This is a genomic window from Streptomyces sp. NPDC005805 (genome assembly GCF_040630445.1).
GTDB lineage: Bacteria > Actinomycetota > Actinomycetes > Streptomycetales > Streptomycetaceae > Streptomyces.
The window spans coordinates 17761-44109 of record NZ_JBEXXN010000062.1 but is presented as its reverse complement, the minus strand read 5'-3'; the positions used below and the strand labels follow the sequence as shown (position 1 = coordinate 44109).

At 73.7% G+C, this 26349-nt stretch carries 25 protein-coding genes; 13 read left to right on the top strand and 12 right to left on the bottom strand.

Annotated elements, in window-relative coordinates; genetic code table 11:
• Nucleotides 1-107: 107 nt before the first annotated feature.
• Entirely contained in the window at nucleotides 108-1607 is a 1500-nt protein-coding gene (gene miaB / locus ABZ457_RS26340) for a tRNA (N6-isopentenyl adenosine(37)-C2)-methylthiotransferase MiaB (RefSeq protein WP_359161962.1), read from the bottom strand.
• Between the two features lie 160 nt (nucleotides 1608-1767).
• Here miaB and ABZ457_RS26335 point away from each other — a divergent pair, with 160 nt between their 5' ends.
• On the top strand, nucleotides 1768-2766 hold the full coding sequence (locus ABZ457_RS26335; protein WP_359161959.1) for a TAXI family TRAP transporter solute-binding subunit: 999 nt from the start codon (nucleotides 1768-1770) through the stop codon (nucleotides 2764-2766).
• A gap of 30 nt (nucleotides 2767-2796) precedes the next feature.
• Here ABZ457_RS26335 and ABZ457_RS26330 read toward each other — a convergent pair whose 3' ends face one another.
• Complete coding sequence (locus tag ABZ457_RS26330) at nucleotides 2797-4191, bottom strand: HAMP domain-containing sensor histidine kinase (protein ID WP_359161956.1); 1395 nt, start codon at nucleotides 4189-4191, stop codon at nucleotides 2797-2799.
• A gap of 15 nt (nucleotides 4192-4206) precedes the next feature.
• Nucleotides 4207-4914: a response regulator transcription factor gene (locus tag ABZ457_RS26325; RefSeq protein ID WP_359161953.1), complete on the bottom strand. Its 708-nt coding sequence runs from the start codon at nucleotides 4912-4914 to the stop codon at nucleotides 4207-4209.
• Between the two features lie 316 nt (nucleotides 4915-5230).
• On the opposite strand from ABZ457_RS26325, the gene ABZ457_RS26320 reads away from it, so the two are divergent.
• The 8 genes from ABZ457_RS26320 (at nucleotide 5231) to ABZ457_RS26285 (ending at nucleotide 11870) form a co-directional block, all read left to right on the top strand.
• Nucleotides 5231-6016: an amino acid ABC transporter ATP-binding protein gene (locus tag ABZ457_RS26320; protein WP_359161950.1), complete on the top strand. Its 786-nt coding sequence runs from the start codon at nucleotides 5231-5233 to the stop codon at nucleotides 6014-6016.
• 55 nt (nucleotides 6017-6071) lie between these two features.
• The gene (locus ABZ457_RS26315) at nucleotides 6072-6902 is read left to right on the top strand and encodes a glutamate ABC transporter substrate-binding protein (RefSeq protein ID WP_359161947.1); all 831 of its coding nucleotides are present in this window, start codon (nucleotides 6072-6074) and stop codon (nucleotides 6900-6902) included.
• 74 nt (nucleotides 6903-6976) lie between these two features.
• Nucleotides 6977-7645 carry an amino acid ABC transporter permease gene (locus tag ABZ457_RS26310; protein WP_359161944.1) on the top strand — a complete coding sequence of 223 codons (669 nt, stop codon included), beginning with the start codon at nucleotides 6977-6979 and terminating at the stop codon, nucleotides 7643-7645.
• A complete protein-coding gene (locus tag ABZ457_RS26305) occupies nucleotides 7642-8547 on the top strand; it encodes an amino acid ABC transporter permease (RefSeq protein WP_359161941.1) in 906 nt (301 codons plus the stop codon). The genes ABZ457_RS26310 and ABZ457_RS26305 overlap by 4 nt, the downstream gene beginning before the upstream one ends.
• 305 nt (nucleotides 8548-8852) lie before the next feature.
• Nucleotides 8853-10646 carry an FAD-dependent monooxygenase gene (locus ABZ457_RS26300; RefSeq protein ID WP_359161938.1) on the top strand — a complete coding sequence of 598 codons (1794 nt, stop codon included), beginning with the start codon at nucleotides 8853-8855 and terminating at the stop codon, nucleotides 10644-10646.
• 32 nt (nucleotides 10647-10678) lie between these two features.
• A complete protein-coding gene (locus tag ABZ457_RS26295; RefSeq protein ID WP_313960178.1) occupies nucleotides 10679-10765 on the top strand; it encodes a putative leader peptide in 87 nt (28 codons plus the stop codon).
• Nucleotides 10766-10851: 86 nt separating this feature from the next.
• The gene (locus tag ABZ457_RS26290) at nucleotides 10852-11394 is read left to right on the top strand and encodes a cysteine dioxygenase (protein ID WP_359161968.1); all 543 of its coding nucleotides are present in this window, start codon (nucleotides 10852-10854) and stop codon (nucleotides 11392-11394) included.
• Complete coding sequence (locus ABZ457_RS26285) at nucleotides 11391-11870, top strand: rhodanese-like domain-containing protein (RefSeq protein ID WP_359161935.1); 480 nt, start codon at nucleotides 11391-11393, stop codon at nucleotides 11868-11870. The genes ABZ457_RS26290 and ABZ457_RS26285 overlap by 4 nt, the downstream gene beginning before the upstream one ends.
• Nucleotides 11871-11888: 18 nt before the next feature.
• Here ABZ457_RS26285 and recX read toward each other — a convergent pair whose 3' ends face one another.
• The 3 genes from recX to ABZ457_RS26270 all read right to left on the bottom strand — a co-directional run bounded on the left by recX (nucleotide 11889) and on the right by ABZ457_RS26270 (nucleotide 14177).
• Nucleotides 11889-12458, bottom strand: coding sequence for a recombination regulator RecX (gene recX / locus ABZ457_RS26280; protein WP_359161932.1), 570 nt, complete (start codon nucleotides 12456-12458; stop codon nucleotides 11889-11891).
• Nucleotides 12459-12461: 3 nt separating this feature from the next.
• On the bottom strand, nucleotides 12462-13589 hold the full coding sequence (gene recA / locus ABZ457_RS26275) for a recombinase RecA (RefSeq protein WP_359161929.1): 1128 nt from the start codon (nucleotides 13587-13589) through the stop codon (nucleotides 12462-12464).
• Nucleotides 13590-13817: 228 nt separating this feature from the next.
• The gene (locus ABZ457_RS26270) at nucleotides 13818-14177 is read right to left on the bottom strand and encodes a metalloregulator ArsR/SmtB family transcription factor (RefSeq protein ID WP_359161926.1); all 360 of its coding nucleotides are present in this window, start codon (nucleotides 14175-14177) and stop codon (nucleotides 13818-13820) included.
• 92 nt (nucleotides 14178-14269) lie between these two features.
• Between ABZ457_RS26270 and ABZ457_RS26265 the strand changes: the two genes are divergently transcribed.
• Nucleotides 14270-15340, top strand: coding sequence for a cation diffusion facilitator family transporter (locus ABZ457_RS26265; RefSeq protein WP_359161923.1), 1071 nt, complete (start codon nucleotides 14270-14272; stop codon nucleotides 15338-15340).
• A gap of 56 nt (nucleotides 15341-15396) precedes the next feature.
• Here ABZ457_RS26265 and ABZ457_RS26260 read toward each other — a convergent pair whose 3' ends face one another.
• A complete protein-coding gene (locus tag ABZ457_RS26260; protein WP_359161965.1) occupies nucleotides 15397-16674 on the bottom strand; it encodes an AI-2E family transporter in 1278 nt (425 codons plus the stop codon).
• A gap of 388 nt (nucleotides 16675-17062) precedes the next feature.
• Complete coding sequence (locus ABZ457_RS26255) at nucleotides 17063-17257, bottom strand: DUF3046 domain-containing protein (protein WP_359161920.1); 195 nt, start codon at nucleotides 17255-17257, stop codon at nucleotides 17063-17065.
• 79 nt (nucleotides 17258-17336) lie between these two features.
• Here ABZ457_RS26255 and ABZ457_RS26250 point away from each other — a divergent pair, with 79 nt between their 5' ends.
• A complete protein-coding gene (locus tag ABZ457_RS26250) occupies nucleotides 17337-18266 on the top strand; it encodes a hypothetical protein (protein WP_359161917.1) in 930 nt (309 codons plus the stop codon).
• 29 nt (nucleotides 18267-18295) lie between these two features.
• Here the strand turns inward: ABZ457_RS26250 and ABZ457_RS26245 are convergent, their stop codons facing one another.
• The 3 genes from ABZ457_RS26245 to ABZ457_RS26235 are packed head-to-tail and all read right to left on the bottom strand — an operon-like array spanning nucleotide 18296 to nucleotide 20332.
• Nucleotides 18296-18604 (bottom strand): AzlD domain-containing protein, encoded by a 309-nt coding sequence (locus ABZ457_RS26245; protein ID WP_359161914.1) that lies wholly within the window; start codon nucleotides 18602-18604, stop codon nucleotides 18296-18298.
• Complete coding sequence (locus tag ABZ457_RS26240; RefSeq protein ID WP_359161911.1) at nucleotides 18601-19419, bottom strand: AzlC family ABC transporter permease; 819 nt, start codon at nucleotides 19417-19419, stop codon at nucleotides 18601-18603. The genes ABZ457_RS26245 and ABZ457_RS26240 overlap by 4 nt, the downstream gene beginning before the upstream one ends.
• Before the next feature lie 37 nt (nucleotides 19420-19456).
• Complete coding sequence (locus ABZ457_RS26235) at nucleotides 19457-20332, bottom strand: AraC family transcriptional regulator (protein ID WP_359161908.1); 876 nt, start codon at nucleotides 20330-20332, stop codon at nucleotides 19457-19459.
• Between the two features lie 171 nt (nucleotides 20333-20503).
• Here ABZ457_RS26235 and ABZ457_RS26230 point away from each other — a divergent pair, with 171 nt between their 5' ends.
• Both ABZ457_RS26230 and ABZ457_RS26225 read left to right on the top strand, forming a co-directional pair.
• The gene (locus ABZ457_RS26230) at nucleotides 20504-25132 is read left to right on the top strand and encodes an ATP-dependent helicase (protein ID WP_359161905.1); all 4629 of its coding nucleotides are present in this window, start codon (nucleotides 20504-20506) and stop codon (nucleotides 25130-25132) included.
• Between the two features lie 65 nt (nucleotides 25133-25197).
• Nucleotides 25198-26004: a DNA-formamidopyrimidine glycosylase family protein gene (locus tag ABZ457_RS26225; RefSeq protein ID WP_359161902.1), complete on the top strand. Its 807-nt coding sequence runs from the start codon at nucleotides 25198-25200 to the stop codon at nucleotides 26002-26004.
• On the opposite strand, the gene ABZ457_RS26220 is transcribed toward ABZ457_RS26225, so the two are convergent.
• Nucleotides 25959-26348: a hypothetical protein gene (locus ABZ457_RS26220; protein WP_359161899.1), complete on the bottom strand. Its 390-nt coding sequence runs from the start codon at nucleotides 26346-26348 to the stop codon at nucleotides 25959-25961. The genes ABZ457_RS26225 and ABZ457_RS26220 overlap by 46 nt on opposite strands.
• Nucleotide 26349 lies beyond the last annotated feature (1 nt).

Sequence of the window (26349 nt, the reverse complement as noted above, 5' to 3'; positions counted from 1 at the left end):
CGCCGGGGCGGCCCCCCCCCCCCGCGCGCCCCCGCCCCCCCCCCCCCCACCCCGGGGGGGCGCCGCCGCCCCCCCCGCCCGGGGCCCACAGGTGTCGTGCGAGAAGGTCAGTGCCCGCCGCAGGCCGGTGCCGAGGGGGCCGGGAGCGGGGCCGGGGCGCCGACGGTCGGCAGGCCGAGCATCACGCCCGCCGGCTTCGCCGCCTCCGCCGCGTTCCGCTTCGCCCACGCGTCACCGGCGCGGGTGCGGCGGACCGCGAGCACCGCGCCCTCCGCGAGCAGGTGGTGCGGAGCCGCGTAGGTGATCTCGACGGTCACCACGTCACCCGGCCGCACCTCCCCGTCGGGCCCGTCGGGCTTGGTGAAGTGGACCAGCCGGTTGTCGGGCGCGCGCCCGGAGAGGCGGTGGGTCTCGCCGTCCTTGCGGCCCTCGCCCTCCGCGACCATGACCTCCAGCGTGCGGCCGACCTGCTTCTTGTTCTCCTCCCAGGAGATCTCCTCCTGGAGGGCGACCAGGCGCATGTACCGCTCCTGGACGACCTCCTTGGGGATCTGCCCGTCCATCGTGGCGGCCGGGGTGCCGGGCCGCTTGGAGTACTGGAAGGTGAACGCGTTCGCGAACCGCGCCTCGCGGACCGTGTGCATGGTCTGCTCGAAGTCCTCCTCGGTCTCGCCGGGGAAGCCCACGATGATGTCGGTGGAGATGGCCGCGTGCGGGATCGCGGCGCGCACCTTCTCGATGATCCCGAGGAAACGCTCCTGCCGGTAGGAGCGCCGCATCGCCCGCAGCACCGTGTCGGAGCCGGACTGGAGCGGCATATGGAGCTGCGGCATCACATTCGGCGTCTCGGCCATCGCGGCGATGACGTCGTCGGTGAAGTCGCGCGGGTGCGGCGAGGTGAAGCGGACCCGCTCCAGGCCCTCGATGGTCCCGCAGGCCCGCAGCAGCTTGCTGAACGCCTCGCGGTCGCCGATGTCGGAGCCGTAGGCGTTGACGTTCTGGCCGAGGAGGGTGATCTCCGAGACGCCCTCGGCGACCAGCGCCTCGATCTCCGCGAGGATGTCGCCGGGCCGGCGGTCCTTCTCCTTGCCGCGCAGCGCGGGGACGATACAGAAGGTGCAGGTGTTGTTGCAGCCGACCGAGATCGAGACCCAGGCCGCGTACGCGGACTCGCGCCGGGTCGGGAGGGTGGAGGGGAACGCCTCCAGCGACTCGGCGATCTCGACCTGCGCCTCCTCCTGCACGCGGGCGCGCTCCAGCAGGACGGGCAGCTTGCCGATGTTGTGCGTGCCGAAGACCACGTCGACCCAGGGGGCCCGGCTGACGATCGTGTCCCGGTCCTTCTGCGCCAGGCAGCCGCCGACGGCGATCTGCATCCCGGGGCGCTCGGCCTTCCTCGGCGCGAGGCGGCCGAGATTGCCGTACAGCTTGTTGTCGGCGTTCTCCCGTACCGCGCAGGTGTTGAAGACGACGACGTCGGCGTCCCCGTCGGCGCCTTCGGGCGCGCGCACGTAACCGGCGTCCTCCAGCAGGCCGGACAGCCGCTCGGAGTCGTGGACGTTCATCTGGCACCCGTAGGTGCGCACCTCGTAAGTTTTCGCACTCATCGCGCCCCCCAGGGTACGGGGTCGCCGCGGCCCGGCGCCCCTGGCTTCCGGCAACCCCGGGGCGCCCGGCGGGCGTCTGCGGACGGGCCTGGACCAGCGGGCGGCGGGCGACGCCGGGCGGGCCTGGCCAGCGGGCCGGTGAGCTGGCAGGATCGCGACCGTGCTGCCCACCGGACTCCGCCTCGACCGCCGCCGCGCCCTCATCGGCGCCGTGGCCGGCTTCGTGGTGTTCGGGCTGCTGCTGTGGTGGCTGCTGCCCCTGGGCCGCACCTCGCCTAGCGGGTCCCTGGCCTTCAGCACCGGCTCCCCCAGCGGCGTCTACCAGCGCTACGGCGTGCTGCTGGAACAGGCGCTCGCGGAGGACATGCCGGATGTCGACATAGAGCTGATGACGAGCGAGGGCTCCCAGCAGAACCTGGCCCGGCTGGCGGCCGGCAAGGCGGACTTCACCATCGCGACCGCCGACGCCGTGGGCACGTACCGGAAGAAGGGCCTGCCCGACGCGGACCGGCTGCGCGGCTGCGCCCGGCTGTACGACGACTACGTACATCTGATCGTGCCCCGGAACTCGGACGTGGAGTCGGTGGCCGACCTCAAGGGCAAGGCGGTGGGCGTCGGACAGCCCGGCTCGGGCATCCGGCTGGTCGCCGACCGGCTGATGACGGCCGCCGGGCTGGATCCGAAGCACGACATCACGCCCGTACCGGCGGGCATCGACGCGATGCCCGGGCGGCTGGAGAGCGGCGGTCTGGACGCCTTCTTCTGGTCCGGCGGGCTGCCGACCGTCTCCATCCAGGAGCTGTCGCAGCGCTTCGACATCCGCCTGGTCCCGCTGGAGCCGGAGCTGATCGACAAGCTGCACGCGACGGGCGGCTCGACCAGCTACTACCGCTCGGCGGTCATGCCGGCGGACGCCTATCCGCACGCCCAGGACGGGGTGCCGGTCCCGACGGTGGCGGTGGCCAACCTGCTGGTGACCACCGACCGCATTGGTCCGGCGCTGACCGAGGGCTTCACCCGCGCGGTGATCGACAGCCGCGACCGGATCGGGCAGACGGTCCACCCGGCGCAGCTCGTGGACGTGCGGACCGCCGTCTACACCGAGCCGCTGCCGCTGCACGAGGGCGCCCGGCGCTACTACCGGACCGCGAAGCCCTAGCCGCCCGCCACGCCAGGGCTTCCGGCCCCCTCAGGAGGCCGGTGCCGTACGCGGCAGCGAGACCGTCACCCGCAGCCCGTGCGGCTCGTGGTGCGCGTACGCGATCGACCCGCCGCCCGCGGTCAGCAGCGCGCGGGAGATCGACAGGCCCAGACCCGATCCCTTGACGTTCTGGTGGCGCCCGCTGCGCCAGAAGCGGTCCCCGATCCGGGCCAGCTCCTCGTCCGTGAGCCCCGGCCCGCCGTCCGTGACGACCGCCGTCGAGGTGTCCCCGTTCGACGCGACCGAGACCGTGACGCTCTCGCCGCCGGGGGTGAACTTCAGCGCGTTGTCGATCACCGCGTCCAGGGCGCTGGAGAGGGCGATCGGGTCCGCCCAGGCGGTCACCGCACCGGTGTCCCCGGTCAGCTCGACACCCTTCTCCTCGGCGAGCGGGCGCCAGGCCGCGACCCGCTCGGCGGCGAGTGCGCCGATGTCGGTGAGCTGGAGGTCGGCCGCCGCGTGCTCGGCGAGCGCCAGGTCCAGCAGGTCGTCGAGGACCTGCGCGAGCCGTTTGCCCTCGGTGCGCACCGAGGCGATCTCCGCGTTCCCCTCGGGCAGTTCCAGGGCGAGCAGCTCGATGCGGAGCAGCAGCGCGGCGAGCGGGTTGCGCAGTTGGTGGGAGGCGTCGGCGACGAAGGCCCGCTGCTGCTCCAGGACTTCCTCGACGTTGTCGGCCATCTCGTTGAAGGAGCGGGCGAGCCGGCGCAGCTCCGGGGGCCCGCCGGCGGCGGCGACCCGTGAGTTCATCCGGCCGGTCGCGATGTCGTGGGTGGCGGCGTCCAGGACGCGGACCGGCCTGAGCACCCAGCCCGTGAGCCGGAAGGCGGCCCCCACCGCCAGCAGCATGGCCGCGCACTCCCCCGCGGCCAGCAGCAGCCAGCCCCGCAGCACCTCGGAGCGCAGCTGCCCGGTCGGCGAGTCGGTGAAGACCACCGCGACCACGTCCCCGTCCCGGACCACCGGCGAGGCGACGACCAGGCGCGCGCCCCGCTGCCAGGGCCACACCTGGGGCGGGTCCTCGCTGCGGCGGCCGGTGAGCGCCTCGTCGAAGGCCTCGCGCCCCACGCCCTCGGCCGGCAGGACCAGGTCGTGCGGGGCGCTGGCCATGGAGTCGCGTTCGCGGTAGAAGACGCCCGCCCGGATACCGTACGTGTCGTAGTAGCGGTCCAGCTGCTCCTGGAGGGTCGCGCGGCGCTGCTCCGTCCCGTCGGGGCCCTCGGTGACGAACTGGGCGAGGGCGGCGAACCGTACGGTGTCGTCGATGCGGTCCACGACCACCCGCTGCTGCTGCGCCGCGGCCAGGCTCACGGCCAGCGGGAAGCCGAGCGCGAGGAGCACACCGGCCATGAGGACGATGAGCAGGGGGAGCAGTCGGGTACGCACCGGGGACGTCGGCCCCTACGCCGGGCCGGGGACGACGAGCCGGTAGCCGACGCCGCGGACGGTCTCGATCAGGGCGGGCATGCGCAGCTTGGAGCGGAGCGAGGCGACGTGCACCTCCAGCGTCCGACCCGTCCCCTCCCAGCTGGTGCGCCACACCTCGCTGATGATCTGCTCGCGCCGGAAGACGACGCCGGGGCGCTGGGCGAGCAGGGCCAGCAGGTCGAACTCCTTGCGGGTGAGCGGGACGGCCTCGCCGTCCACACTGACCCGGCGGGTGGGCAGTTCGATCACGACGGAGCCGAGGCGCAGGGTGTCGCCGGGGCCGTCGGCCGCCGTCTCCTCGACCGCGCCGGTGCGCCGGCTGACCGCGTGGATGCGGGCGAGCAGTTCGCCGGTGTCGTAGGGCTTCACCACATAGTCGTCGGCCCCGAGGTTGAGGCCGTGGATGCGGGAGCGGACGTCGGAGCGCGCCGTCACCATGATCACGGGGGTGGAGGTGAGCTTCCGGAGCTTGCCGCAGACCTGGTAGCCGTCCTGGTCGGGCAGACCGAGGTCGAGCAGGACCACCCCGAAGGCGGGCTTGTCGGGATGGGCGTCGGGCAGGACGGCCCGCAGCGCCTCCTCCCCGTTGCGGGCGTGGACGACCTGGAAACCGTGCCTGGCGAGGACCGCGGACAGTGCCGCGGCGACGTGGTCGTCGTCCTCGACGAGCAGCAGCCTCATGGTCCCCCTTCTCCCTTCTCACCTGGTCGAACGGGTCGCGCCCGGCCGCTCGGTCGCGTCGCCGGTCATGCGTGTCGCGCCATTGTTGCGGCTTTCCCAACAGGGCATGAACGCCGATGGCACGGCCCCCAGTCAAGAGCCGACTCGTTGCACGGAGGTTTCCGTTACCCACCCGGTACGCCGATCAACGCCCTGTTCACGCATAGTGTCCGGTTGCCGCCATATCGTTATGCTCAATTTCCGCTCAGATGTGATGACGCTGTTCGCGCAGCGTGATTAGGGTCCTCCCAACCGAGGAGGACGGAGCTAGAGGCCGATGAGCGAAGTGTCAGTGACCAAGGACCCCGAGGGCGCGCAGCCCCCGGCGGACGACCTGGTCGTACTGAGCAAAGTGAACAAGCACTTCGGCGCGCTGCATGTGCTCCAGGACATCGACCTGACCATCGCCCGTGGCGAGGTCGTCGTCGTGATCGGTCCCTCCGGATCGGGCAAGTCCACACTGTGCCGCACCATCAACCGCCTGGAGACGACCGACTCCGGCGCGATCACCATCGACGGCAAGCCGCTGCCCGAGGAGGGCAAGGAGCTGGCCCGGCTGCGCGCGGACGTCGGCATGGTCTTCCAGTCGTTCAACCTGTTCGCGCACAAGACCGTGCTGGAGAACGTCACGCTCGGCCAGGTCAAGGTCCGCAAGGCGGACAAGAAGGCGGCCGAGGAGAAGGCCCGGGCCCTGCTGGACCGGGTCGGCGTCGGCGCGCAGGCGGACAAGTACCCCGCGCAGCTCTCCGGCGGACAGCAGCAGCGTGTGGCGATCGCCCGCGCCCTCGCCATGGACCCCAAGGTCATGCTCTTCGACGAACCGACCTCGGCCCTGGACCCCGAGATGATCAACGAGGTCCTGGAGGTCATGCAGCAGCTGGCCCGTGACGGGATGACCATGGTGGTCGTCACGCACGAGATGGGCTTCGCCCGTTCGGCCGCGAACCGGGTCGTGTTCATGGCCGACGGCAAGATCGTCGAAGAGGCCGCGCCCGAGGAGTTCTTCAGCAACCCCCGCAGCGACCGGGCCAAGGACTTCCTGTCGAAGATCCTTCACCACTGAGTCCTGGATCGACCTCGATCCAACACTTCGCGTCAACTCTAGGGAAGTCATCATCATGAAGCTTCGTAAGGTCACCGCCGCTTCGGCCGCCGTCCTCGCGATCACGCTCACGGCCACCGCCTGCGGTTCCGGCGACAAGGACAACGGCTCCGGCGGCAGCGACAAGATCACCATCGGCATCAAGATCGACCAGCCGGGTCTCGGCCTGAAGACCCCGGACGGCTCGTACACCGGCTTCGACGTGGACGTCGCCAAGTACGTCGCCAAGGAGCTCGGTTACGACGAGAAGGACATCACCTTCAAGGAGACGAAGAGCGCCGACCGCGAGACCGCGCTCTCCCGCGGTGACGTCGACTTCATCGCCGCCACCTACTCGATCACCGACGAGCGCAAGCAGAAGGTCGACTTCGCCGGCCCGTACCTGCTCGCGCACCAGGACCTGCTGATCCGCGCCGACGACAACGTCAAGGCGGGCGAGGACCTCAACGGCAAGACCCTCTGCTCGGTGACCGGTTCCACCTCCGCGCAGAACGTCAAGAAGGACTTCGCCCCGAAGGCCCAGCTCAAGCAGGTCGGTGGCTACTCCGAGTGCCTCGCGGCCCTGCAGAGCGGCGCGGTCGACGCCCTGACCACGGACGACTCGATCCTCGCCGGCTACGCGGCGCAGGACCAGTACAAGGGCAAGTTCAAGCTCGCCGGCCTCAAGCTGAGCAACGAGAACTACGGCATCGGCGTCAAGAAGGGGTCGGAGCTGGGGGCCAAGATCAACACGGCCCTGGAGAAGATGGTCAAGGACGGCGCCTGGGACAAGGCTGTCCAGGCCAACTTCGGCCCGGCCAACTACCAGAACGAGCCCGCCCCGAAGATCGGCAACATCGTCCAGTGAAGTACGGCCGACAGGCGCGCCGCCGGTGACGGCGGCGCGCCCGGCCTTCCCCACACGCGGAAGCACGGGAGATCGTGTTCGACTTTCTTGAAGGCTACGACCTGCTCGGGGCGTTCTGGGTGACGGTGCAGCTCACCGTCTTCTCCGGGATCGGCGCCCTCGTCCTGGGGACCGTGCTGGCCGCGATGCGCGTCAGCCCCGTCCCGCTGATGCGCGGGTTCGCCACCGTCTACGTCAATGTGGTCCGGAACATTCCGTTGACCGTCATCATCGTCTTCTGCTCCCTCGGGCTCGCGGACATCTTCCGGGTGACCCTGGGGGCTGCGGGAGACCAGGAGACCATGGTGTTCCGGCTGGCCATCCTCGGCCTCGCCGCCTACACCGCGGTCTTCGTCTGCGAGGCGGTGCGCTCGGGCATCAACACGGTGCCGGTGGGCCAGGCGGAGGCGGCGCGCGCGATCGGGCTGAGCTTCACCCAGGTCCTGAGGCACATCGTCCTCCCGCAGGCCTTCCGCTCCGTGATCGGCCCGCTGACCAACGTGCTGATCGCACTGACCAAGAACACCACGGTCGCGTCGGCCATCGGTGTGGCCGAGGCGGCGCTCCTGATGAAGGAGATGATCGAGAACGAGGCTCAGCTCCTGCTGATCTCGGCGGTCTTCGCCCTCGGGTTCGTGATCCTGACCCTGCCCACCGGGCTCCTGCTCGGCTGGGTCGGCAAGCGCATGGCGGTGAAGCGATGACCTCCGTTCTCTACGACGCCCCCGGCCCCCGGGCCAAGCGGCGCAACATCGTCTACACGGCCGCCTTCATTGTTCTGCTGGCGCTGGCTGTCTGGTGGATCTTCGCCACCATGAAGGACAAGGGCCAGCTCGAAGGTTCCCTGTGGGAGCCGTTCATCCAGGCCCAGGCGTGGACGACCTATCTGCTGCCCGGCCTCGGCAACACCCTCAAGGCGGCGGCGCTGTCGCTGATCATCGCCCTGCCCCTGGGTGCGATCTTCGGCATCGCCCGGATGTCCGACCACCGCTGGGTCCGTGGCCCGGCCGGTGTGATCGTGGAGTTCTTCCGCGCCATCCCGGTCCTGCTGCTGATGCTGTTCGCCAACGAGTTCTACTCGGCCTACACCGGGGTCAGCACGGATGTCCGCCCGCTGTACGCGGTGGTCACCGGCCTGGTGCTCTACAACGCCTCGGTCATCGCCGAGATCGTGCGCGCCGGCATCCTCTCGCTGCCCAAGGGGCAGACGGAGGCGGCCAAGGCGATCGGTCTGCGCAAGGGCCAGACGATGACCACGATCCTGCTGCCGCAGGCCGTGACCGCGATGCTGCCGGCCCTGGTCAGCCAGCTCGTGGTGATCGTCAAGGACACCACCCTCGGCGGCGCGATGCTCACCTTCCCCGAGCTGCTGAACGCCCGCGGCACGCTGGCGGCCAACTACGCCAACGTGATCCCGAGCTTCATCGTCGTCGCGATCATCTTCATCGTGCTCAACATGCTGCTCACCAGCTTCGCCTCCTGGCTGGAGCGCAAGCTGCGGCGCGCCAAGCGCAGCACCGGCGCGGTGCTCGCGGCGGACACCGCGGGCGCCGAGGAGCCGGTCGCCGAGCCCGGCGTGAGGACGGACGACGGACGCGCCGTCTGACGGATCGTCCGACGCACTGCCGCCGAGGGGCGGTGGCCCGAGTGGCCACCGCCCCTCGGCGTGTCCCGCCCCGGTCCCTGCCCCGGCCCCGGCGCGTACCGGTGTCGCTTGACGCGGGCACTCTCAGTGAGTTGCATACGTTCTGTGATCGCGCACCGGGCCCTTTCCGCACCTCCCAGCCCGCCCCTGAAACCACTGTCGTCCCTCCCGCCCCGCCTTTCGGCCCTTGTCACGGCGCTCCCGGCCCTTGTCACGGCGCTCCCGGCCCTTGTCGCGGTCCGTATCCGGATGCAGGGAGGCACCCCGTGGACCCGGTGATCGTGGTCGGGGCGGGCCCGGTCGGGCTGGCCCTCTCCCTGGCGCTCGCGGGGCACGGCGTCCCTAGCGTGGTCCTGGACGAGGGCGGCGGCAAGGAGGAGGCGCGCCCGGCGCGGAGCGTCGTCCTCCGCCCGGACACGGCCGCCCTCGCCGCCCGGCTCGGCTGCGACACCCTGCACGACGAAGGACTGCGCTGGACGGGATGGCGGTCGATGCACCGCCGCCAGGAGATCCGCCGGATCGCCCTGGGCGAGGACGGCGCCCCCGAGGCCCCGCTCCATGTGCCCCAGCACGCCCTGGCCCAGGGGCTGCGGGACGCGGTCGCCGGGGAACGGCTGGTCAGGCTCGCCACGGAGAGCCGGCTGGACTCCCTGGAGCAGGACCGGACCGGTGTCACCCTGCACACCCGGGGCCCGTCCGGGACGTGGTGGCGGGGCAGTTGGGTGGTCGGGTGCGACGGCGCCCGCTCCACGGTCCGCAAGCTCCTCGGCATCCGCTTCCCGGGGCGGACGGCGGTCGAGCGGCATGCGGTCGCCGCGCTGCGCGCCGAACTCCCCTGGCCGGGTGAGGCGTTGCTGCACCGCAGGCCCTCGTTCGCGGCGGGGGCCGACGAGGTCACGGCACGGCCGCTGGCGGACGGGGTCTGGCGGCTGGACTGGCTGCTGCCGCCGCGCGGGGACCTGGTCACGCCCGAGTCCCTGGTGGCCCGGGTGCGGGACACCCTGGGCGGCTGGTGCGGCGAGACCCCGCCCTATGAACTCCTCGACACCGGCGTCTACACCCTGCACCACCGCCTCGCCCGCCGGTGGCGCGTGGAGCGGGCCTTCCTCGCGGGCGACGCGGCCCATCTGCTGGGCGCCCTCGGCACCCAGGGCGTCGACGAGGGGCTGCGGGACGCGGACAACCTGGCCTGGAAGCTGGCCCTCGCCTGGCACGGCGCCGCCTCGGCCACCCTCCTCGACAGCTACCAGGACGAGCGGCGCACCGCGATCGCCGCCCGGCTCCGGGCCGCCGACCAGTCCCTGCCGATACTGCGCAGCGGCGGCGGTCTGCGGACGTATCTGCCCGGGGCCGCGCGCGGGCACGACGCGATGCTCACCGACGGGCACCTGGGGCAGGGCCCGCTCGGCGCGCCCCCCGCGTATCCGCACTCCGCGCTCACACCGGAGCCGGTCTCGGCACAGGCGGCCGCGGCCACGCCCGTGGGCGCGCCGGTCGAGGACGTGCCGGTGACCTCCCCCGACGGCACGGCCGGACCGCTGCGCGAACGCCTCGGCCGGGGGCTGCTGGTGGTGCTGGTCGCCCCCGGGACCGGGGTCTGGGAACGGCGGCACTGGGCCGGAGCCGGGGTGATGCCCCGTCTCGCCGCGGCGGTGGGGGGACTGCCCCTGGCGGCCGAACTGGTGGTGGCGGAGAGCTACCCGGGGGCCTCGGCGCACTCGGTGCTGCTGGTGCGACCGGACGGGCACCTGGCGGCGGCCTTCGCGGGGGTGCGCCCGGCGGAGCTGCACGCCGCCGCCGACCGGGTCCGCGGCGGGGCCCCGTCCGCCGACCGCCCGGGCGGGTCGGATGGGCCGGGCGGCGCGGGCGGCCCCGGAGGGGCGGGTTCCGGGGGCGGTGGCACGGACGACGGGCCGACGCCGCCCCGGGCCCGCAGGAGCCCCCCGGACCCGGACTCCGGACGCGCCTCCGGCAAGGGCACGGGCTCTCGGGGCTCCCGGTCGCGTCCGGCATCCGGGACGCGTCCGGGGCGCGCCGCCCGCACTGCGGACGGCGATTGACCGTCACCGTCCCGCATGGTGTACTCCGGAGCGTGACCGACACCTGTGTGCGCCTGTGGCGGAGGGTCCATATGGACCTCGTCCGCTATGCGGGCTGCGTGTGTCGTCCGTCCTGCTGACTCGCTCTTCCCCGCGCCACGGCCCGCTGTGCCGGCGCGCTCTCCGGCGAACTTCCAGGACGGTTTCCGTGTCCCTCTCCGCTTCCCTGCCCCAGCCTGCCCTCTCCCCCTCCCCGGACGCCGCCTCCGGCGCCCCGGGCCCGACGGCCGCCGAACTCCTCGCCTTCGTCCGCCGGGCGGCCGCCGACAAGGAGCTCGTCGCCTCCCTCCCCCGTGACCCCGAGGGCCGCACCTGGGTGCGGCTGGAGGGGCCGGGCGGCAGTGAGGCATGGCTCATCGGCTGGCCGCCCGGGACGGGCACCGGCTGGCACGACCACGACGAGTCGCTGGGCGCGTTCGCCACCGCGGAGGGCGAGTTGACGGAGCACTCGCTCGCCGTGCGACTCCCGTCGAGCGGCTGGCGGACCCTGGAACTGGCCGACGGTGTCGACCGGACCCGGCGCCTGGGGACCGGCGAGGCGCGTGCCTTCGGCAGGCACCATGTGCACGAGGTCCTCAACGAGTCGGCGACCGGACACGCCGTCTCCGTGCACGCCTACTTCCCGCCGCTGCCCCTGATGCGCCGCTTCAGCCGCTCCGGTGCGGTGCTCCGGCTGGAGCAGGTCGAACGCCCGGAGGACTGGCAGTGACCACCACCGGCGGCACGAACGGCACCGGGGGCACGGGCCCCACCGGCATCAACGAACTCCTGGACCGGGTCCGCGCGGAACTCGACCGCCTCTCCCCGTATGAGGCCCGCGACGCGGCGGACGCGGGCGCCCTGCTGGTGGACATCCGCTACCAGGCACTGCGCGAACGGGACGGCCTGATCCCGGGCGCCGTGGTCGTGGAGCGCAATGAGCTGGAGTGGCGTCTCGACCCGCACGGCAGCCACCGCCTCCCCGAGGCGACGGGCCACGACCTGCGGGTCGTGGTCGTCTGCAACGAGGGTTACGCCTCCTCGCTGGCCGCCGTCTCCCTCCGGCAGCTCGGCCTGAACGGTGCGACGGACCTGGTGGGCGGCTTCCAGGCGTGGCGCGCGGCGGGCCTGCCGGTCGCCCCCTGGACACCGGAGGCCGGTGCACCGGCCCTCCCGGAGGTCCATCGTGCCCCCGCGCCCCAGTAGGCCCCCTCAACAACCCCCTCAGTATCCCGCACCCTCCATGCCGTCCACGTCCTCCCCCTCCGCTTCCAGGGCCTGGCGGACCACCCGCAGGGACATGCCCTCCGGGTATCCCTTGCGGGCGAGCATGCCGGCCAGCCTCCGGATGCGGCGGTCGCGGTCCAAGCCCCGGGTGCCGCGCAGCTTGCGGGCCACCAGCTCCCGGGCCGTCTCCTCTTCCTGGTCCGCGTCGAGTCGGCCCACCGCCTCGTCGATCAGGTCGCCGTCGACGCCCTTGGTGCGCAGCTCCCGGGCGAGCGCCCGGCGGGCCAGACCGCGCCCGTGGTGGCGGGACTCCACCCACGCGCCGGCGAAGGCGGCGTCGTCGATGAGGCCGACGTCCTCGAAGCGGGAGAGGACCTCCTCGGCGATCTCCGGGGGGATCTCCCGTTTGTGCAGGGCGTCCGCGAGCTGCTTGCGGGTGCGGGGCGTCCCGGTGAGCAGGCGCAGGCAGACCGCCCGCGCCCGCTCAGCCGGGTCCTGGGGCGGCGGCGCCTTCTCGGCCCTCGACGAGTCGGCACCGTCGCCCGGCCATTCGGTTCGCCGGGCCATGGGTCAGCTCTTGGCTGCCGCCGTCTTGGCGGACTTCGCCTTGGACGCCGGGGCGGGCACGGACTTGGCGGCTTCCTCGGCGGCGGCCGGGACGGCGGCCGCGTCCGCGCCGGGCTCGGCGGTCGGCGCCTCCGGCCGGACACCGACGCCCAGCTTCTCCTTGATCTTCTTCTCGATCTCGTTGGCCAGGTCCGGGTTGTCCTTGAGGAAGTTGCGCGCGTTCTCCTTGCCCTGGCCGAGCTGGTCGCCCTCGTACGTGTACCAGGCGCCGGCCTTGCGGACGAAGCCGTGCTCCACGCCCATGTCGATCAGGCCGCCCTCGCGGCTGATGCCCTGGCCGTAGAGGATGTCGAACTCGGCCTGCTTGAACGGCGGGGCGACCTTGTTCTTGACGACCTTGCAGCGGGTGCGGTTGCCGACCGCCTCCGTGCCGTCCTTCAGGGTCTCGATACGGCGGATGTCGATGCGCACCGAGGCGTAGAACTTGAGGGCGCGGCCACCGGTCGTGGTCTCCGGCGAGCCGAACATCACACCGATCTTCTCGCGGAGCTGGTTGATGAAGATCGCCGTGGTCTTGGACTGGTTGAGCGCGCTGGTGATCTTCCGCAGCGCCTGGCTCATCAGACGGGCCTGGAGGCCGACATGGGAGTCGCCCATCTCGCCCTCGATCTCCGCACGCGGCACCAGGGCCGCCACGGAGTCGATGACGATGAGGTCGAGCGCCCCGGAGCGCACGAGCATGTCCACGATTTCGAGGGCCTGCTCACCGTTGTCCGGCTGGGACAGGATCAGGTTGTCGATGTCGACGCCGAGCTTCTTCGCGTACTCGGGGTCGAGGGCGTGCTCGGCGTCCACGAAGGCCACCTGGCCGCCGGCGCGCTGGGCGTTGGCCACCGCGTGCAGGGTCAGGGTCGTCTTGCCGGAGGACTCGGGGCCGTAGATCTCCACCACACGGCCGCGCGGCAGGCCGCCGACGCCGAGGGCGACGTCCAGAGCGGTCGACCCGGTGGGGATGATCTCGATGGGCTCGTTCGGCCGCTCGCCGAGACGCATCACGGCGCCCTTGCCGAACTGCCGTTCAATCTGTGCGAGGGCGGCGTCGAGCGCCTTCTCGCGGTCGGTTCCTGCCATGGGTTCCACCCGATTTGCTTGAGTCGATCGCTTCACGTCAAAGACGCTAACCCCTGCCACTGACAATGGGCCCCGACGTCCTCCGGCCTGTGGAAAACCCACGGCGTCCGCCGCGCCTCCCGGGGCCGGAATTCCATGAGAATGGATGTTCGATTTTCGTGTCAAGCGCACCACGCGGGGCGCGCCGGACGAGCGCGCGCACCGCCCGAGGCGCCTCCCGGACGCGGGTCAGTCGTGCGGCGGGCGGTCGGTCAGCCGGTGGTCCGCGAGGCTCAGGGCCTCCGTCACGACCCGGCGCAGATGACCGTCCGCCAGGAAGTAGACGACCCGGCGGCCCTCCTTGCGGGTGGCGACCAGACCGCTCAGGCGCAGCCGCGCGAGATGCTGGCTGACGGCGGGGCGCCGGGCGCCGCACAGCTCGGTCAGGGTCGTCACGTCCGCCTCCGAGCGGGCCAGCGCGTGCAGCAGACGGAGCCGGGTCCGGTCGCCGAGGAGGGCGAGGAGTTCGGCGGCGAGCGCGAACTGCTCCTCGCCGGGGTCGCGCGAGTGCGCATCGTGCGCAGATGACAGGTGCATGCGTGCGCTCATACGCACATGATGCACACCGTCGCGGGGAAGTGTCCATGAGGTGCGGGGCAGGGCCCGTCCCACGCCCCGCCCGCTCCCGTTGAGGAGGAACGATGGCCCCCGACCGCCCCGTTCACGACCACGGCCACGACCACGGGCCCCATGACGGCCACGGGCACCGCCACCGCGGGCGTCTGTCCCGCGTCCGCCACCGGCTCGGGCATCTGCTCACGCCCCACGCACACGACGCCTCGGAGAAGGTCGACCGGGCGATGGAGTCCTCGGCCAAGGGGATGCGGGCGCTGTGGGTGTCCCTCGTCGTGCTCGGGTGCACCGCCCTGGTGCAGGCGGTGGTCGTCGTCCTCTCCGGGTCGGTCGCCCTGCTCGGGGACACGGTGCACAACGTCGCGGACGCGCTCACCGCCGTGCCGCTGGGCATCGCCTTCCTCCTCGGCCGGCGCGCTGCCACCCGCCGCTTCACCTACGGCTACGGGCGGGCGGAGGACCTGGCGGGGCTCCTGGTCGTGGCCACCATCGCCGCCTCCGCGCTCTTCGCCGGGTGGACGGCCGTCGACCGCCTGCTCGATCCCCGGCCGATGCAGCACGTGGGGGTGGTGGCCGCGGCGGCCGTCATCGGCTTCGCCGGCAACGAGTGGGTCGCCCGCTACCGGATGCGCGTCGGGCGGGAGATCGGCTCGGCCGCGCTGGTGGCCGACGGGCTGCACGCCCGCACCGACGGCTTCACCTCCCTGGCCGTGCTGCTGAGCGCCGGCGGCGCGGCCCTGGGCCTGCCGCTCGCGGACCCGGTCGTGGGCCTGCTGATCACCGCCGCGATCCTGCTGGTCCTGCGGGACGCGGCCCGGGAGGTGTTCCGCCGGGTGCTGGACGCCGTCGACCCCGAACTCGTCGACACCGCGCACGCCACCGTGCTCGCGGTCCCCGGCGTGCGGGGCGTGGGTGAGCTGCGGCTGCGGTGGATCGGGCACCGGCTGCGCGCAGAAGTGGGCATCGTCGTCGACGGCCGGATGAGCGTCGCCGAGGGCCACCATGTCGCCGTCGAGGCCGAGCACGCGCTGCTGCACGCCCTGCCGAAGCTGTCCGCGGCGCACATCCACACCGACGCGGCCCCTGAGGCGGGGCGGCCGGACCCCCACCACCTCCTCGCCCACCACACCGCCGGCTGACCTCCCGCCCGCACGGCGGACCGTTTCCGCCGACGCCAGGGCGGGGCCCCGCCCGCTCAGTCGCCGCGCGGTCCGCCCGCTCCCCCGTCACCGTCGGCCGCCGAGGAGCCGTCCGTGCCCGCGCCGCCCGCCCCGGACCCGTCCGCCGCACCGCCGTCCGTCCCGGCGGCGCCATCGCCGCGCCCCCGGTCCGCGTCGGCGGGCGAGGCCGCGTGCGCGCCGTCCCGGCGGGCCTCCAGGGCGCGCCGCACCCGGGCCACCGCCCGCCGGCCGCCGTGCCGGCGGTGTCCGTGCACCCGGGGATCGTCCGTCACGTCGTACCGCTTCACATACGCGCCGAGGAACGCCTGCAGCGTGGCCACCGCCGGAATCGCGATCAGCGCGCCGACCGCGCCGAGCAGCGCCGTACCGGCCACCACCGATCCGAAGGCCACCGCCGGATGGATGTCGACCGTCTTGGCGGTGAGCTTCGGCTGGAGCACATAGTTCTCGAACTGCTGGTAGACCACGACGAATCCGAGGACCCACAGCGCGTACCAGGGGTTCTCCGCGAAGGCGATCAGCATCGGCAGCGCACCGGCGAGATAGGTGCCGATGGTCGGGATGAACTGCGAGACCAGGCCCACCCAGACCGCGAGCGCGGGGGCGTAGGGGACCCCGAGGAACTCGAAGAGGACGAAGTGGGCGCCGCCGGAGATCAGCGCCATCAGACCGCGCGAGTAGAGGTAGCCGCCGGTCTTGTCGACCGCGATCTCCCAGGCGCGCAGCACCTCGGTCTGCTTGGCCGGGGGCAGCACCGAGCACAGGGCCCGGCGCAGCCGCGGACCGTCGGCCGCGAAGTAGAAGGAGAACAGGAAGATCGTCAGCAGCTTGAACAGCCCGCCCAGCACCTGCGCGGAGACGTCCAGCACCCCGGACGCGCTGTTCTGCACATACCGGCGCAGCCAGTCCGAGCGCAGCAGGCTGTCCTGGACCTCCACCCGGGAGAGTTCCGTGTGGAAGGTGGTGTTCACCCAACTGATCACGGAGTCCAGGTAGTCGGGGAGGTCCTCGACGATGTCGATGATCTGACCGGCCAGCATCGAGCCCAGCAGGACGACGAAGCCCACGCCCGTGACGAGGACGGCGATGAAGACGAGGAAGGTGGCGAGACCCCGGCGCATACCGCGGGCCGCCATGCGTCCGACGGCCGGCTCGACGGCCAGCGCCACAAAGAAGGCGATCAGCACATTGACCAGTAGTCCGATGAGCTGATGGAAGGCCCAACTGCCCAGCTGGAAGCAGGCGTAGAGGGCGAGGGCGAGCAGCATCGCCCGGGGCAGCCAGCGCGGCATCCGGCCCGCACCGCCGATGCCCGCGCCGCCGATGCCCGCGCCGCCGATGCCCACGGCGTCCGGGGACGGCCCGGCGGGCGGCGCCGACGCGGCGGAGCCGGCGGCCGTGGCATCGCCGACCCCGGCGTCGGCGGCGGTACCGGTGGGGGCAGGGGCCGTCCTGCCGGCGTCGTCGTCCTGGCGCGTGCTGTCGGTCCGGTCCACCGGCCAAGTGTCGCGTACGCACGGGCGTTCCGTGCGCCCGGGCCGGGAATCACCCGGCCCGTACGCGGACCCGCCCCGGACCCCCGTGTCCGCCCGCCGTCAGCCGGACCCGCCCCGGGCACAGGCCCGTTGCCCGCCCCCGCCCGCCGGGCCACGCCCGGCCGCGTTCAACCGCCCCGCGGGCTCAGCGCTTCTCCGCCGGGACCTCCACCGCCGCGCAGACCGCGCGCCAGACGTCCTTCGCCTCCCACCCCGCGTCCAGGGCCTCGTGGACGGTGCGACCGCCCAGCTCGGTCATCACATGATCGCGCGCGAAGGAGTCCGCGTAGGACGCGCCGAAGTGCTCGGCCATCCGCTCCCAGAAAATCGTCAACCGCATGACGCCAGTATCGCGCTCCTGAGAGTGCAGCCCTGTCCGCCGGCCTTGCCGAAAGCCCTTTCCGCCCTACCGTCGGACCATGGCTGGAACCGGAGCAACCACCGAGACGCCGATCGCGTCCTCACTCGCCCGCGCCGCGCGCTTCATCTGGCTGACCGCCCGCGTCCTCGAACAGCGGCGGTTCGCGTACCACTTCCTCGGCGGCGGCTCCGAGGCCGTCGAGACGGCGCTCGCCGCGTACCTCAACGAGGACGGGGGCTACGGCCACGGCCTCGAACCCGACCTCCGCGGCCCGGTCAGCCAGCCCCTCCACACGGTGCACGCCCTGCGGGTCCTGGACTCCGTCGGGCGCTGCGGCGGCCTGCGCGTGGAGCGCCTGTGCCGCTATCTGACCGGTGTGTCCACGCCGGACGGGGCGCTGCCCGCCGTCCACCCCTCCCAACGGGGATTTCCGGCCGCGCCGTACCTCCCCGTCGTCGACGATCCGCCGAGCGACCTCCGCACCACCGGCCCGGTGGTCGGGCTGCTGCACCGCAACCAGGTCTGGCACGCCTGGCTGTTCCGCGCGACCGACTTCTGCTGGGCGGCCGTCGACGCGCTGCGCGAACCCGGTCCGTACGAGGTCCGGGCGGCGGTCGCGTTCCTGGACGGCGTGCCGGACCGGGGCCGCGCGGAGGCCGCCGCGGACCGCCTCGGCCGCATGGTGCGCGAACGGGGCCTGGTCCTGCTGGACCCCCGCGACGCGGACACCCTGCCCGTCCCGCCCGACCGGCACCACTACCCGCACCAGTACGTGCCCGCGCCGGGCTCGCTGGCCCGCCGCTGGTTCACGGACGAGGAACTGACCCGCTCGCTGGACCACCTCGCGGCGCAGCAGGAGGCGGACGGCGGCTGGCCGGCGGCCGGACGGCAGTGGAGCCCGGCGGCGGCGCTGGAGGCCCGGCCGCCGGCGACGATCGAGGCGCTGCGCACCCTGCGGGCGCACGGCCGGTTCGTCGGCGGGGCCTGACCGGGCAGGAACGCCACCCCGGGACCCGGTCAGCCGCCCAGCGCCCGGACCCCGGCGGTGACGGCCACCGCCGCGGCCACCACGACCAGGAACGGGGCCCGCAGCACCAGGGCGACGGCAGCGGCCGCGATCCCGGCGGCGCGGGCGTCGAGGACGAGACTCTGACCGGTGCCGAAGGTCTGCTGCGCGGTGAGGGCGGCGAGCAGGGCGACGGGCAGCAGCGCGGCGAGCTTCTGCACCAGCGGGCGTTCCAGCGTGTGCGCCGGGACGAGCAGGCCCACGAGCTTCACCAGGTAGCAGCCGACGGCGGTCGCGGCGATGGCGATCCAGATGCTCAACGGTCCTCCTCCTTCTTCTTCTCCTGCCTCTGCTTCTGCTTCTGCTTCCGGTGCTTCTCCCGCTCCGGCGGGGCGCCTCGCGCGCGTCCCTTGAACCACAGCACCGCCGGCGCGGCCAGGGCGGCCACCAGGACCGGCACCCCCGCGGGCAGGACCGGCAGCAGTCCGAGACCGAGCAGGACGGCGAGCCCGGCCACGGTCCGTTCCGTCGCCGACCGCAGCATCGGCGCCAGCAGCGCCAGGAAGACCGCGGGCCCGGCCGCGTCCAGCCCCCATGCGTCGGTGTCGCCGATCGCCTCGGCGCCCAGCGCGCCGAGCAGGGTGGTCAGGTTCCAGAGCACGTAGAGGGTCAGTCCGGTGACCGTGAAGCCGAGCCGGGCGCTGCGGCGGGAGGGCTGGGCGAGCGCGACGGCCGTGGTCTCGTCGATGACCCAGTGCGCGGCGAGGGGGCGGACCGGCTTCGGGAGCGCGAGGAGCTGCGAGAGGCGCAGCCCGTAGAAGGCGTTGCGCACCCCGAGGAAGAAGGCGCCGGCCGCGGCGGTGAGCGGGTTGCCGCCCGCGGCGAGGGCGCCGACCAGCGCGAACTGCGAGGCGCCGGTGAACACCAGCAGGCTGAGCGCGCAGGTCTGGAGGAGGGTGAGCCCCGCGCCGGCCGAGGTGACGCCGAAGGCGAAGCCCGAGAGCCCGACGGCCACGCCGACGCCGAGCGCGTCCCGCACCACGGCGGAGTCGGGCCGGTCGGCGGGTCCCGGTCCGGGGCGCCCCGGTCCGGCGGGGTCGTGTGCGTCGCGGCCCGGTCGTTCGTCGGCTGCCATATCGCGAGGTGCTGTTCGTTCTGCCACGCGGGGAACCCTAGGAAGGGCCCCCGCCTGCGGTCTTGTACGTTCTTGCGCGCTCGCGCCGGTAGGCCCCCGGGGGCACCCCGACGATACGGCTGAAGTGGCGGTTCAGGTGCGGCTGGTCACTGAAGCCCACCGCCACGGCCGCGTCCGCCGGTGAGGTCCCCGCGTCGAGCAGATGACGCGCGCGCCGCACCCGCGCGTCGGTGAGCCAGGTGTGCGGCGGCAGCCCGTACGCGGCCTTGAAGGCGCGCAGCAGGGCGAACGGGCTGGTGCCCAGCTCCCGGGCCAGCTCCTCCAGGGACGGCGGCCGTGCCATCCGCTCCTCCAGCAGCTGCCGGGCCAGCTCCGCCGTCCGCGCGCCCGAGTCCCGGGGCGCACGCGGGGGCAGCGAGCGCCCGTGGCGGCGCAGCAGCCGGGCGACCGCGATCCGCAGCACGCTGTCGGCGGCGAGCGCGTTGCCCTGCTCGGCGGCCCGGTGCACCTCGTGCACCAGGCGCGCGGTGTCCGGGTCCTCCACGATGGTCTCCGCGAAGCCGGGTGTGCCCCGCAGGGTGGTGGTCTCCTCGGCGATGGCGGTGATCAGCCCGGTCGACGGGTAGAGCGTGGAGTACGCCCAGCCCTCGGGGACGCCCGCCTTCGCGGAGTGCGGCACCTCGGGGTTGATCATGACGACGGTGCCGGGCCGGGCGCGGATCGTGCCGTCCGGCATGGCCACGTCCTCGACGCCCTGGCGGACGGCGCCGAGCACAAAGCCCTCGTGGGTGTGCCGGGTGAAGGAGTGGCGGACGTAACGGGCCCGCAGCAGATCAAGGCCGGGCACCCCCGGGTACGGCCAGTGCCGTGCCCACTCGCCCTTCCGGTCCGTCGCCGCGTCCTTCTCCTCCATACGGCCATTCTGCGCCCCTCGCGGTGATCGCGGGCGACCGGTCCGGGAGGTGGGACGGGCCCGGGACGGCCGCTCCCGGGGTCCGTCCCGGCCCGCCCCGGAACCGTCCCGGACACGACCCGTGCCCCGCCCCCACCCCCGTTGTCAGTGCCCGGGTGCACGATGGGGAGCATGGCCAGGACTGCGCTCGACTCCTTCTCCCCCGCGACCCGAGGCTGGTTCACGGGGGCCTTCCGTGCGCCCACCGCCGCGCAGGAGGGTGCCTGGCGCGCGATCGGCGAGGGCTCGGACGTCCTGGTCGTCGCGCCCACCGGCTCCGGCAAGACCCTGGCCGCCTTCCTCGCCGCCCTCGACCGGCTCGCCTCCACGCCCCCGCCCGCCGAGGCGAAGAAGCGCTGCCGGGTCCTCTATGTCTCCCCCCTCAAGGCGCTCGCGGTCGATGTGGAGCGCAATCTGCGCAGTCCGCTGACGGGCATCCGGCAGGAGTCCGTGCGCCTCGGCCTGCCCGAGCCCGAGGTGCGGGTCGGCATCCGGTCCGGGGACACCCCGCCCGCCGAGCGCCGCGCCCTGGTCAGCCGCCCGCCGGACATCCTGATCACCACCCCCGAGTCGCTGTTCCTGATGCTCACCTCCTCGGCCCGGGAGGCCCTGGAGGGCGTGGAGACCGTCGTCCTGGACGAGGTGCACGCGGTCGCGGGCACCAAGCGCGGCGCGCATCTGGCCGTCTCCCTGGAGCGGCTGGACGAGCTGCTGCCCCGCCCGGCCCGCCGGATCGGCCTGTCCGCCACGGTCCGCCCGGTGGACGAGGTGGCCCGCTATCTGTCTCCGCAGCGCCGGGTGGAGATCGTCCAGCCCGAGTCCGGCAAGGAGTTCGATCTCTCCGTGGTCGTGCCCGTGGAGGATCTGGGCGAGCTGGGCGGCTCCCCCGCCTCGGACGCCTCCGGGAAGCCCAGGGACAGCCCGTCGATCTGGCCGCACGTCGAGGAGCGCATCGCGGACCTCGTCCAGGCGCACCGCTCCACGATCGTCTTCGCGAACTCCCGCCGCCTCGCCGAGCGCCTGTGCAACCGGCTGAACGAGATCGCGTACGAGCGGGCCACAGGCGAACCCCTCCCGGAGGACGCGCCGCCCGCCGAGATCATGGCGCAGTCCGGGTCCGCGCAGGGCGCGCCGCCGCTGCTGGCCCGCGCCCACCACGGGTCGGTGTCGAAGGAGCAGCGGGCCCTGGTCGAGGAGGACCTGAAGGCGGGGCGACTGCCGGCGGTGGTGGCCACCTCCAGCCTGGAGCTGGGCATCGACATGGGCGCGGTCGATCTCGTGGTCCAGGTCGAGTCGCCGCCGTCGGTGGCCTCCGGTCTCCAGCGCGTCGGCCGCGCGGGCCATCAGGTGGGGGCGGTCTCCACCGGTGTGGTCTTCCCCAAGTACCGGGGTGATCTGGTGCAGGCGGCCGTGGTGACGGAGCGGATGCGCAGCGGGTCCATCGAGTCGTTGCGCATCCCGGCGAACCCGCTGGACGTGCTGGCCCAGCAGCTCGTCGCGATGACCTCGATGGACACCTGGCAGGCGGACGGTCTGCTGGCCCTGGTCCGCCGGGCCGCGCCCTTCGCCTCGCTGCCCGAGTCCGCGTTCACCGCCGTTCTCGACATGCTCGCCGGGCGCTATCCCTCGGACGCCTTCGCCGAGCTGCGCCCCCGGGTGGTGTGGGACCGGGTCGCGGGCACGGTCACCGGGCGGCCCGGAGCGCAGCGGCTCGCCGTCACCTCCGGCGGCACCATCCCCGACCGGGGCCTGTTCGGCGTCTTCCTCGCCGGCGCGGACCCGAAGAAGGGCGGCGGCCGGGTCGGCGAGCTGGACGAGGAGATGGTCTACGAGTCCCGCGTGGGCGACGTGTTCACGCTGGGCACCACCTCCTGGCGGATCGAGGACATCACCCGGGACCGGGTCCTGGTCTCCCCCGCCCCCGGGGTCCCCGGGCGGCTGCCGTTCTGGAAGGGCGACCAGCTCGGACGGCCGCTGGAGCTGGGCCGTGCGGTCGGCGCCTTCCTGCGGGAGGTCGGCGGCCTGTCACCGGAGGACGGCCGGCTGCGGCTGCTGGCGGCCGGTCTGGACGCCTGGGCGGCCGACAACGTCCTGGCCTATCTCGACGAGCAGCGCCGCGCCTGCGGTCATGTCCCCGACGACCGCACGATCCTGGTGGAGCGCTTCCGGGACGAGCTGGGCGACTGGCGGGTGGTGATCCACTCCCCGTTCGGCGCCCAGGTCCACGCCCCCTGGGCGCTGGCCCTCGGCGCCCGGCTCACCGAGCGGTACGGCATGGACGCCCAGGTCATGCACGCGGACGACGGCATCGTCCTCCGCCTGCCCGACGCCGACCTGATGGGCCTCGATCTGCTCGACCAGGAGCCGGCCGCCGCCGGGACCACCTGGGACGGCGAACAGGCCCCGGTCGGCGCGGCGGACGCCGTCTTCGACCAGGGCGAGATCGGGCAGATCGTCACCGACCAGGTCGGCGGCTCCGCCCTGTTCGCCTCCCGCTTCCGCGAGTGCGCCGCCCGCGCCCTGCTGCTGCCGCGCCGCAACCCCGGCAAGCGCACCCCGCTGTGGCAGCAGCGCCAGCGCGCCGCCCAACTCCTCCAGGTGGCGAGCGAGTTCGGGTCCTTCCCGATCGTGCTGGAGGCCGTCCGCGAATGCCTCCAGGACGTGTTCGACGTGCCGGGCCTCACCGAGCTGATGGGCGACATCGAGGCCCGCCGGGTCCGCCTGGTGGAGGTCACCACTCCGGAGCCCTCCCCCTTCGCCCGCTCCCTCCTCTTCGGTTATGTCGCCCAGTTCCTCTACGAGGGGGACTCCCCGCTGGCCGAGCGCCGCGCCGCCGCCCTCTCCCTCGACGCGGGCCTGCTGGCCGAGCTGCTGGGCCAGGCCGAGCTGCGCGAACTGCTCGACCCGGAGGTCCTGACCCAGCTGGAGCGGGAGCTCCAGTGGCTCACCGACGACCGGCGGGTCAAGGACGTGGAGGGGGTCGCGGACCTGCTGCGGGTCCTCGGCCCGCTCACCGACGCCGAACTGGCCGAGCGGGGCGCGCAGGAGGGGTGGGCGGCGGAGCTGGCCGCGGCCCGCCGCGCGATCCGGGTGCGCATCGCGGGCGAGGACCACTGGGCCGCGGTGGAGGACGCCGGGCGGCTGCGGGACGCCCTGGGCACGGCGCTGCCGGTCGGCGTCCCGGAGGCGTTCACCGAACCGGTGAAGGACCCGTTCGGCGATCTGCTGGCCCGGTTCGCCCGCACCCACGGCCCGTTCACCTCCTCCCAGGCGGCGGCCCGGTTCGGGCTGGGCACGGCCGTCACCGAGGGCGGCCTCCAGCGCCTCGCCGCCTCCGGCCGGGTGGTCCAGGGCGAGTTCCACCCCTCCGGCATCGGCCAGGAGTGGTGCGACGCGACGGTGCTGCGCCGGCTGCGCAGACGTTCGCTGGCCGCCCTGCGCCATGAACTGGAACCGGTCCCGCCCGCCGCGCTCGCCTCCTTCCTGCCGCAGTGGCAGCACCTGGGCGCGGGCCGGCTGCGCGGGATCGACGGGCTGGCCCGGGCGGTCGAGCAGCTCCAGGGGGCGGCCGTGCCCGCGTCCGCCCTGGAGAAGCTGGTCCTCCCCTCCCGGGTCCTGCACTACTCCCCCACCCTGCTCGACGAGTTGACGACCGCCGGCGAGGTGCTGTGGGCGGGCGCGGGAGCCCTGCCCGGCAAGGACGGCTGGGTCTCGCTCTACCACGCGGACGCGGCCCCGCTGCTGCTTCCCCCGCCCCACCCGCTGGAGCCGACGGCCCTGCACGAGTCGGTGCTGACCGCCCTGTCCGGCGGGTACGGCCTGTTCTTCCGTCAGATCGCCGACCAGGTCAGGGCCACCACCCACCCGGACGCCACCGATCCCCAACTGGCCGACGCCGTCTGGGACCTGGCCTGGTCCGGCCGGCTCACCAACGACACCCTGGCCCCGCTGCGCGCCTTCCTCGGCTCCGGGCGCACGGCCGGTGCCACGGCCCACCGCGCGCGGCGCACCGTGCCCCGCGGCCGGTACGGCGGCCTGGCCTCCGGCGGGCGGCCGGTCTCCCGGTCCGGGCCGCCGACCGTCGCCGGGCGCTGGTCCCTGCTGCCCCGGCCGGAGCCGGACGCCACCCACCGGGCGCACGCCCTGGCGCGCACCCTGCTGGACCGCCATGGCGTGGTCACCCGGGGGGCGGTGGCGGCCGAGGGAGTGGAGGGCGGCTTCTCCGCCGTGTACCGGGTGCTGTCCGCATTCGAGGACAGCGGGCAGGCCCGGCGCGGCTATGTCGTCGAGGGCCTGGGCGCGGCGCAGTTCGCGATGGACGGCGCGGTGGACCGGCTGCGCGCCGCGGCGACCGCGCGCGACCGGGGCGCCGACGCCCGCTCGGGCCCGACGGCCCTGGTACTGGCCGCCGCCGACCCGGCCAACGCGTACGGGGCCGCGCTGCCCTGGCCCGACCCTCCGGAGGGCGCCACCCACAAGCCGGGCCGCAAGGCGGGCTCCCTGGTGGTCCTGGTCGACGGCGAGCTGACGCTCTATATGGAGCGCGGCGGCAAGACCCTGCTCGCCTGGGCCCCGGAGCCGGACGCGCCCGCCCTGCTCGCGGCGGCGGAGGCCCTGGCAGCGGCGGCGAAGGAGGGCGCCCTCGGCACGATCACGGTGGAACGGACCAACGGCGAGCCCGCGCTCACCTCCCCCTGGGGCCGGACGCTGGAGGCGGCGGGCTTCCACGCCACCCCCCGCGGCCTGCGCCTGCGCGCCTGACCGCACCCGCGCAACCGCAGCCGCAGCCAGCACACCGCACCGCCCCCGTCGCGCATCATGGACGCATGCCCGAAGGAGACACCGTCTGGCTCGCCGCCCACCAGCTGCACGAGGCACTGGCCGGGCGGGTGCTGACCGTGTCCGACCTGCGTGTGCCCAGGCTCGCGACCGTCGATCTCACGGGCCGGCAGGTGCTGGACGTCACCCCGCGCGGCAAGCATCTCCTCACCCGCGTCGAGGGCGGACTCACCCTCCACTCCCATCTGCGGATGGACGGCTCGTGGCGGATCTTCCGGGCCGGCGAACGCTGGCGCGGCGGACCGGCCCACCAGATCCGCGCGGTCCTCGGCACGGCGGACCACTCCGCCGTGGGATACCGGCTCCCCGTGCTCGAACTCCTGCGGACGGGTGAGGAGAACCGGATCGTCGGCCATCTGGGCCCGGATCTCCTCGGCCCCGACTGGGACGTGGCGACCGCGGCGGCCAACCTCGCCGCCGATCCCTCGCGCCCCCTGCGCGAGGCCCTGCTCGACCAGCGCAATCTGGCCGGGATCGGCAATGTCTACGCCTGTGAGCTGGCCTTTCTGGCCAAGGCGTCCCCCTGGCTGCCGGTCGGCGAACTGCCCGAGGGCGTCCTCGCCCGGCTCGCGGCGACCGCGCACCGGCTCCTGGAGGCCAACAAGGCCACCCACGACCGGATCACGACCACCGGACGCGGTCCGGGGATGCCGCTGTACGTCTACGGGCGGCTCGGCCGGCCGTGCGCCCGCTGCGGCACGCTCGTCCGCAAACGGAATCTCGTGGAGAACGGAACCGAACGCCCCGTCTACTGGTGCCCGGGCTGCCAGCCCGGCCCCGGGCCGTCCCCCTGACCCACCCCGCCGCCGGCCCCGTTGATCCCGCCGCCCGCCCGGCTGCCGCCCGCCCCGCCGCCGGGTATGCCGCTCCGGCGGACCCCGTACCCGCGTATCCCGCCCCGCCCGCCCCGGCCGAACCGCCGTCTCCACCACCCCGGCACGCCCCGCCGGGCCCTGCGCGGCCCCGTCGCGTGCACCGGCAGCAGGCTCAGCCCCCAGCCGCTCGCCGCCATCGCCCCTTCGAGGACCCCGGCCTCCTCGGGCGCGAGGGCGAGACGCAGCACCGCCCACCACCAGAGCGCCCCCGCGACGGCCCCGATGACCGCGACGGGTATCAGGGCCGCTCCGCGTATCCCCATG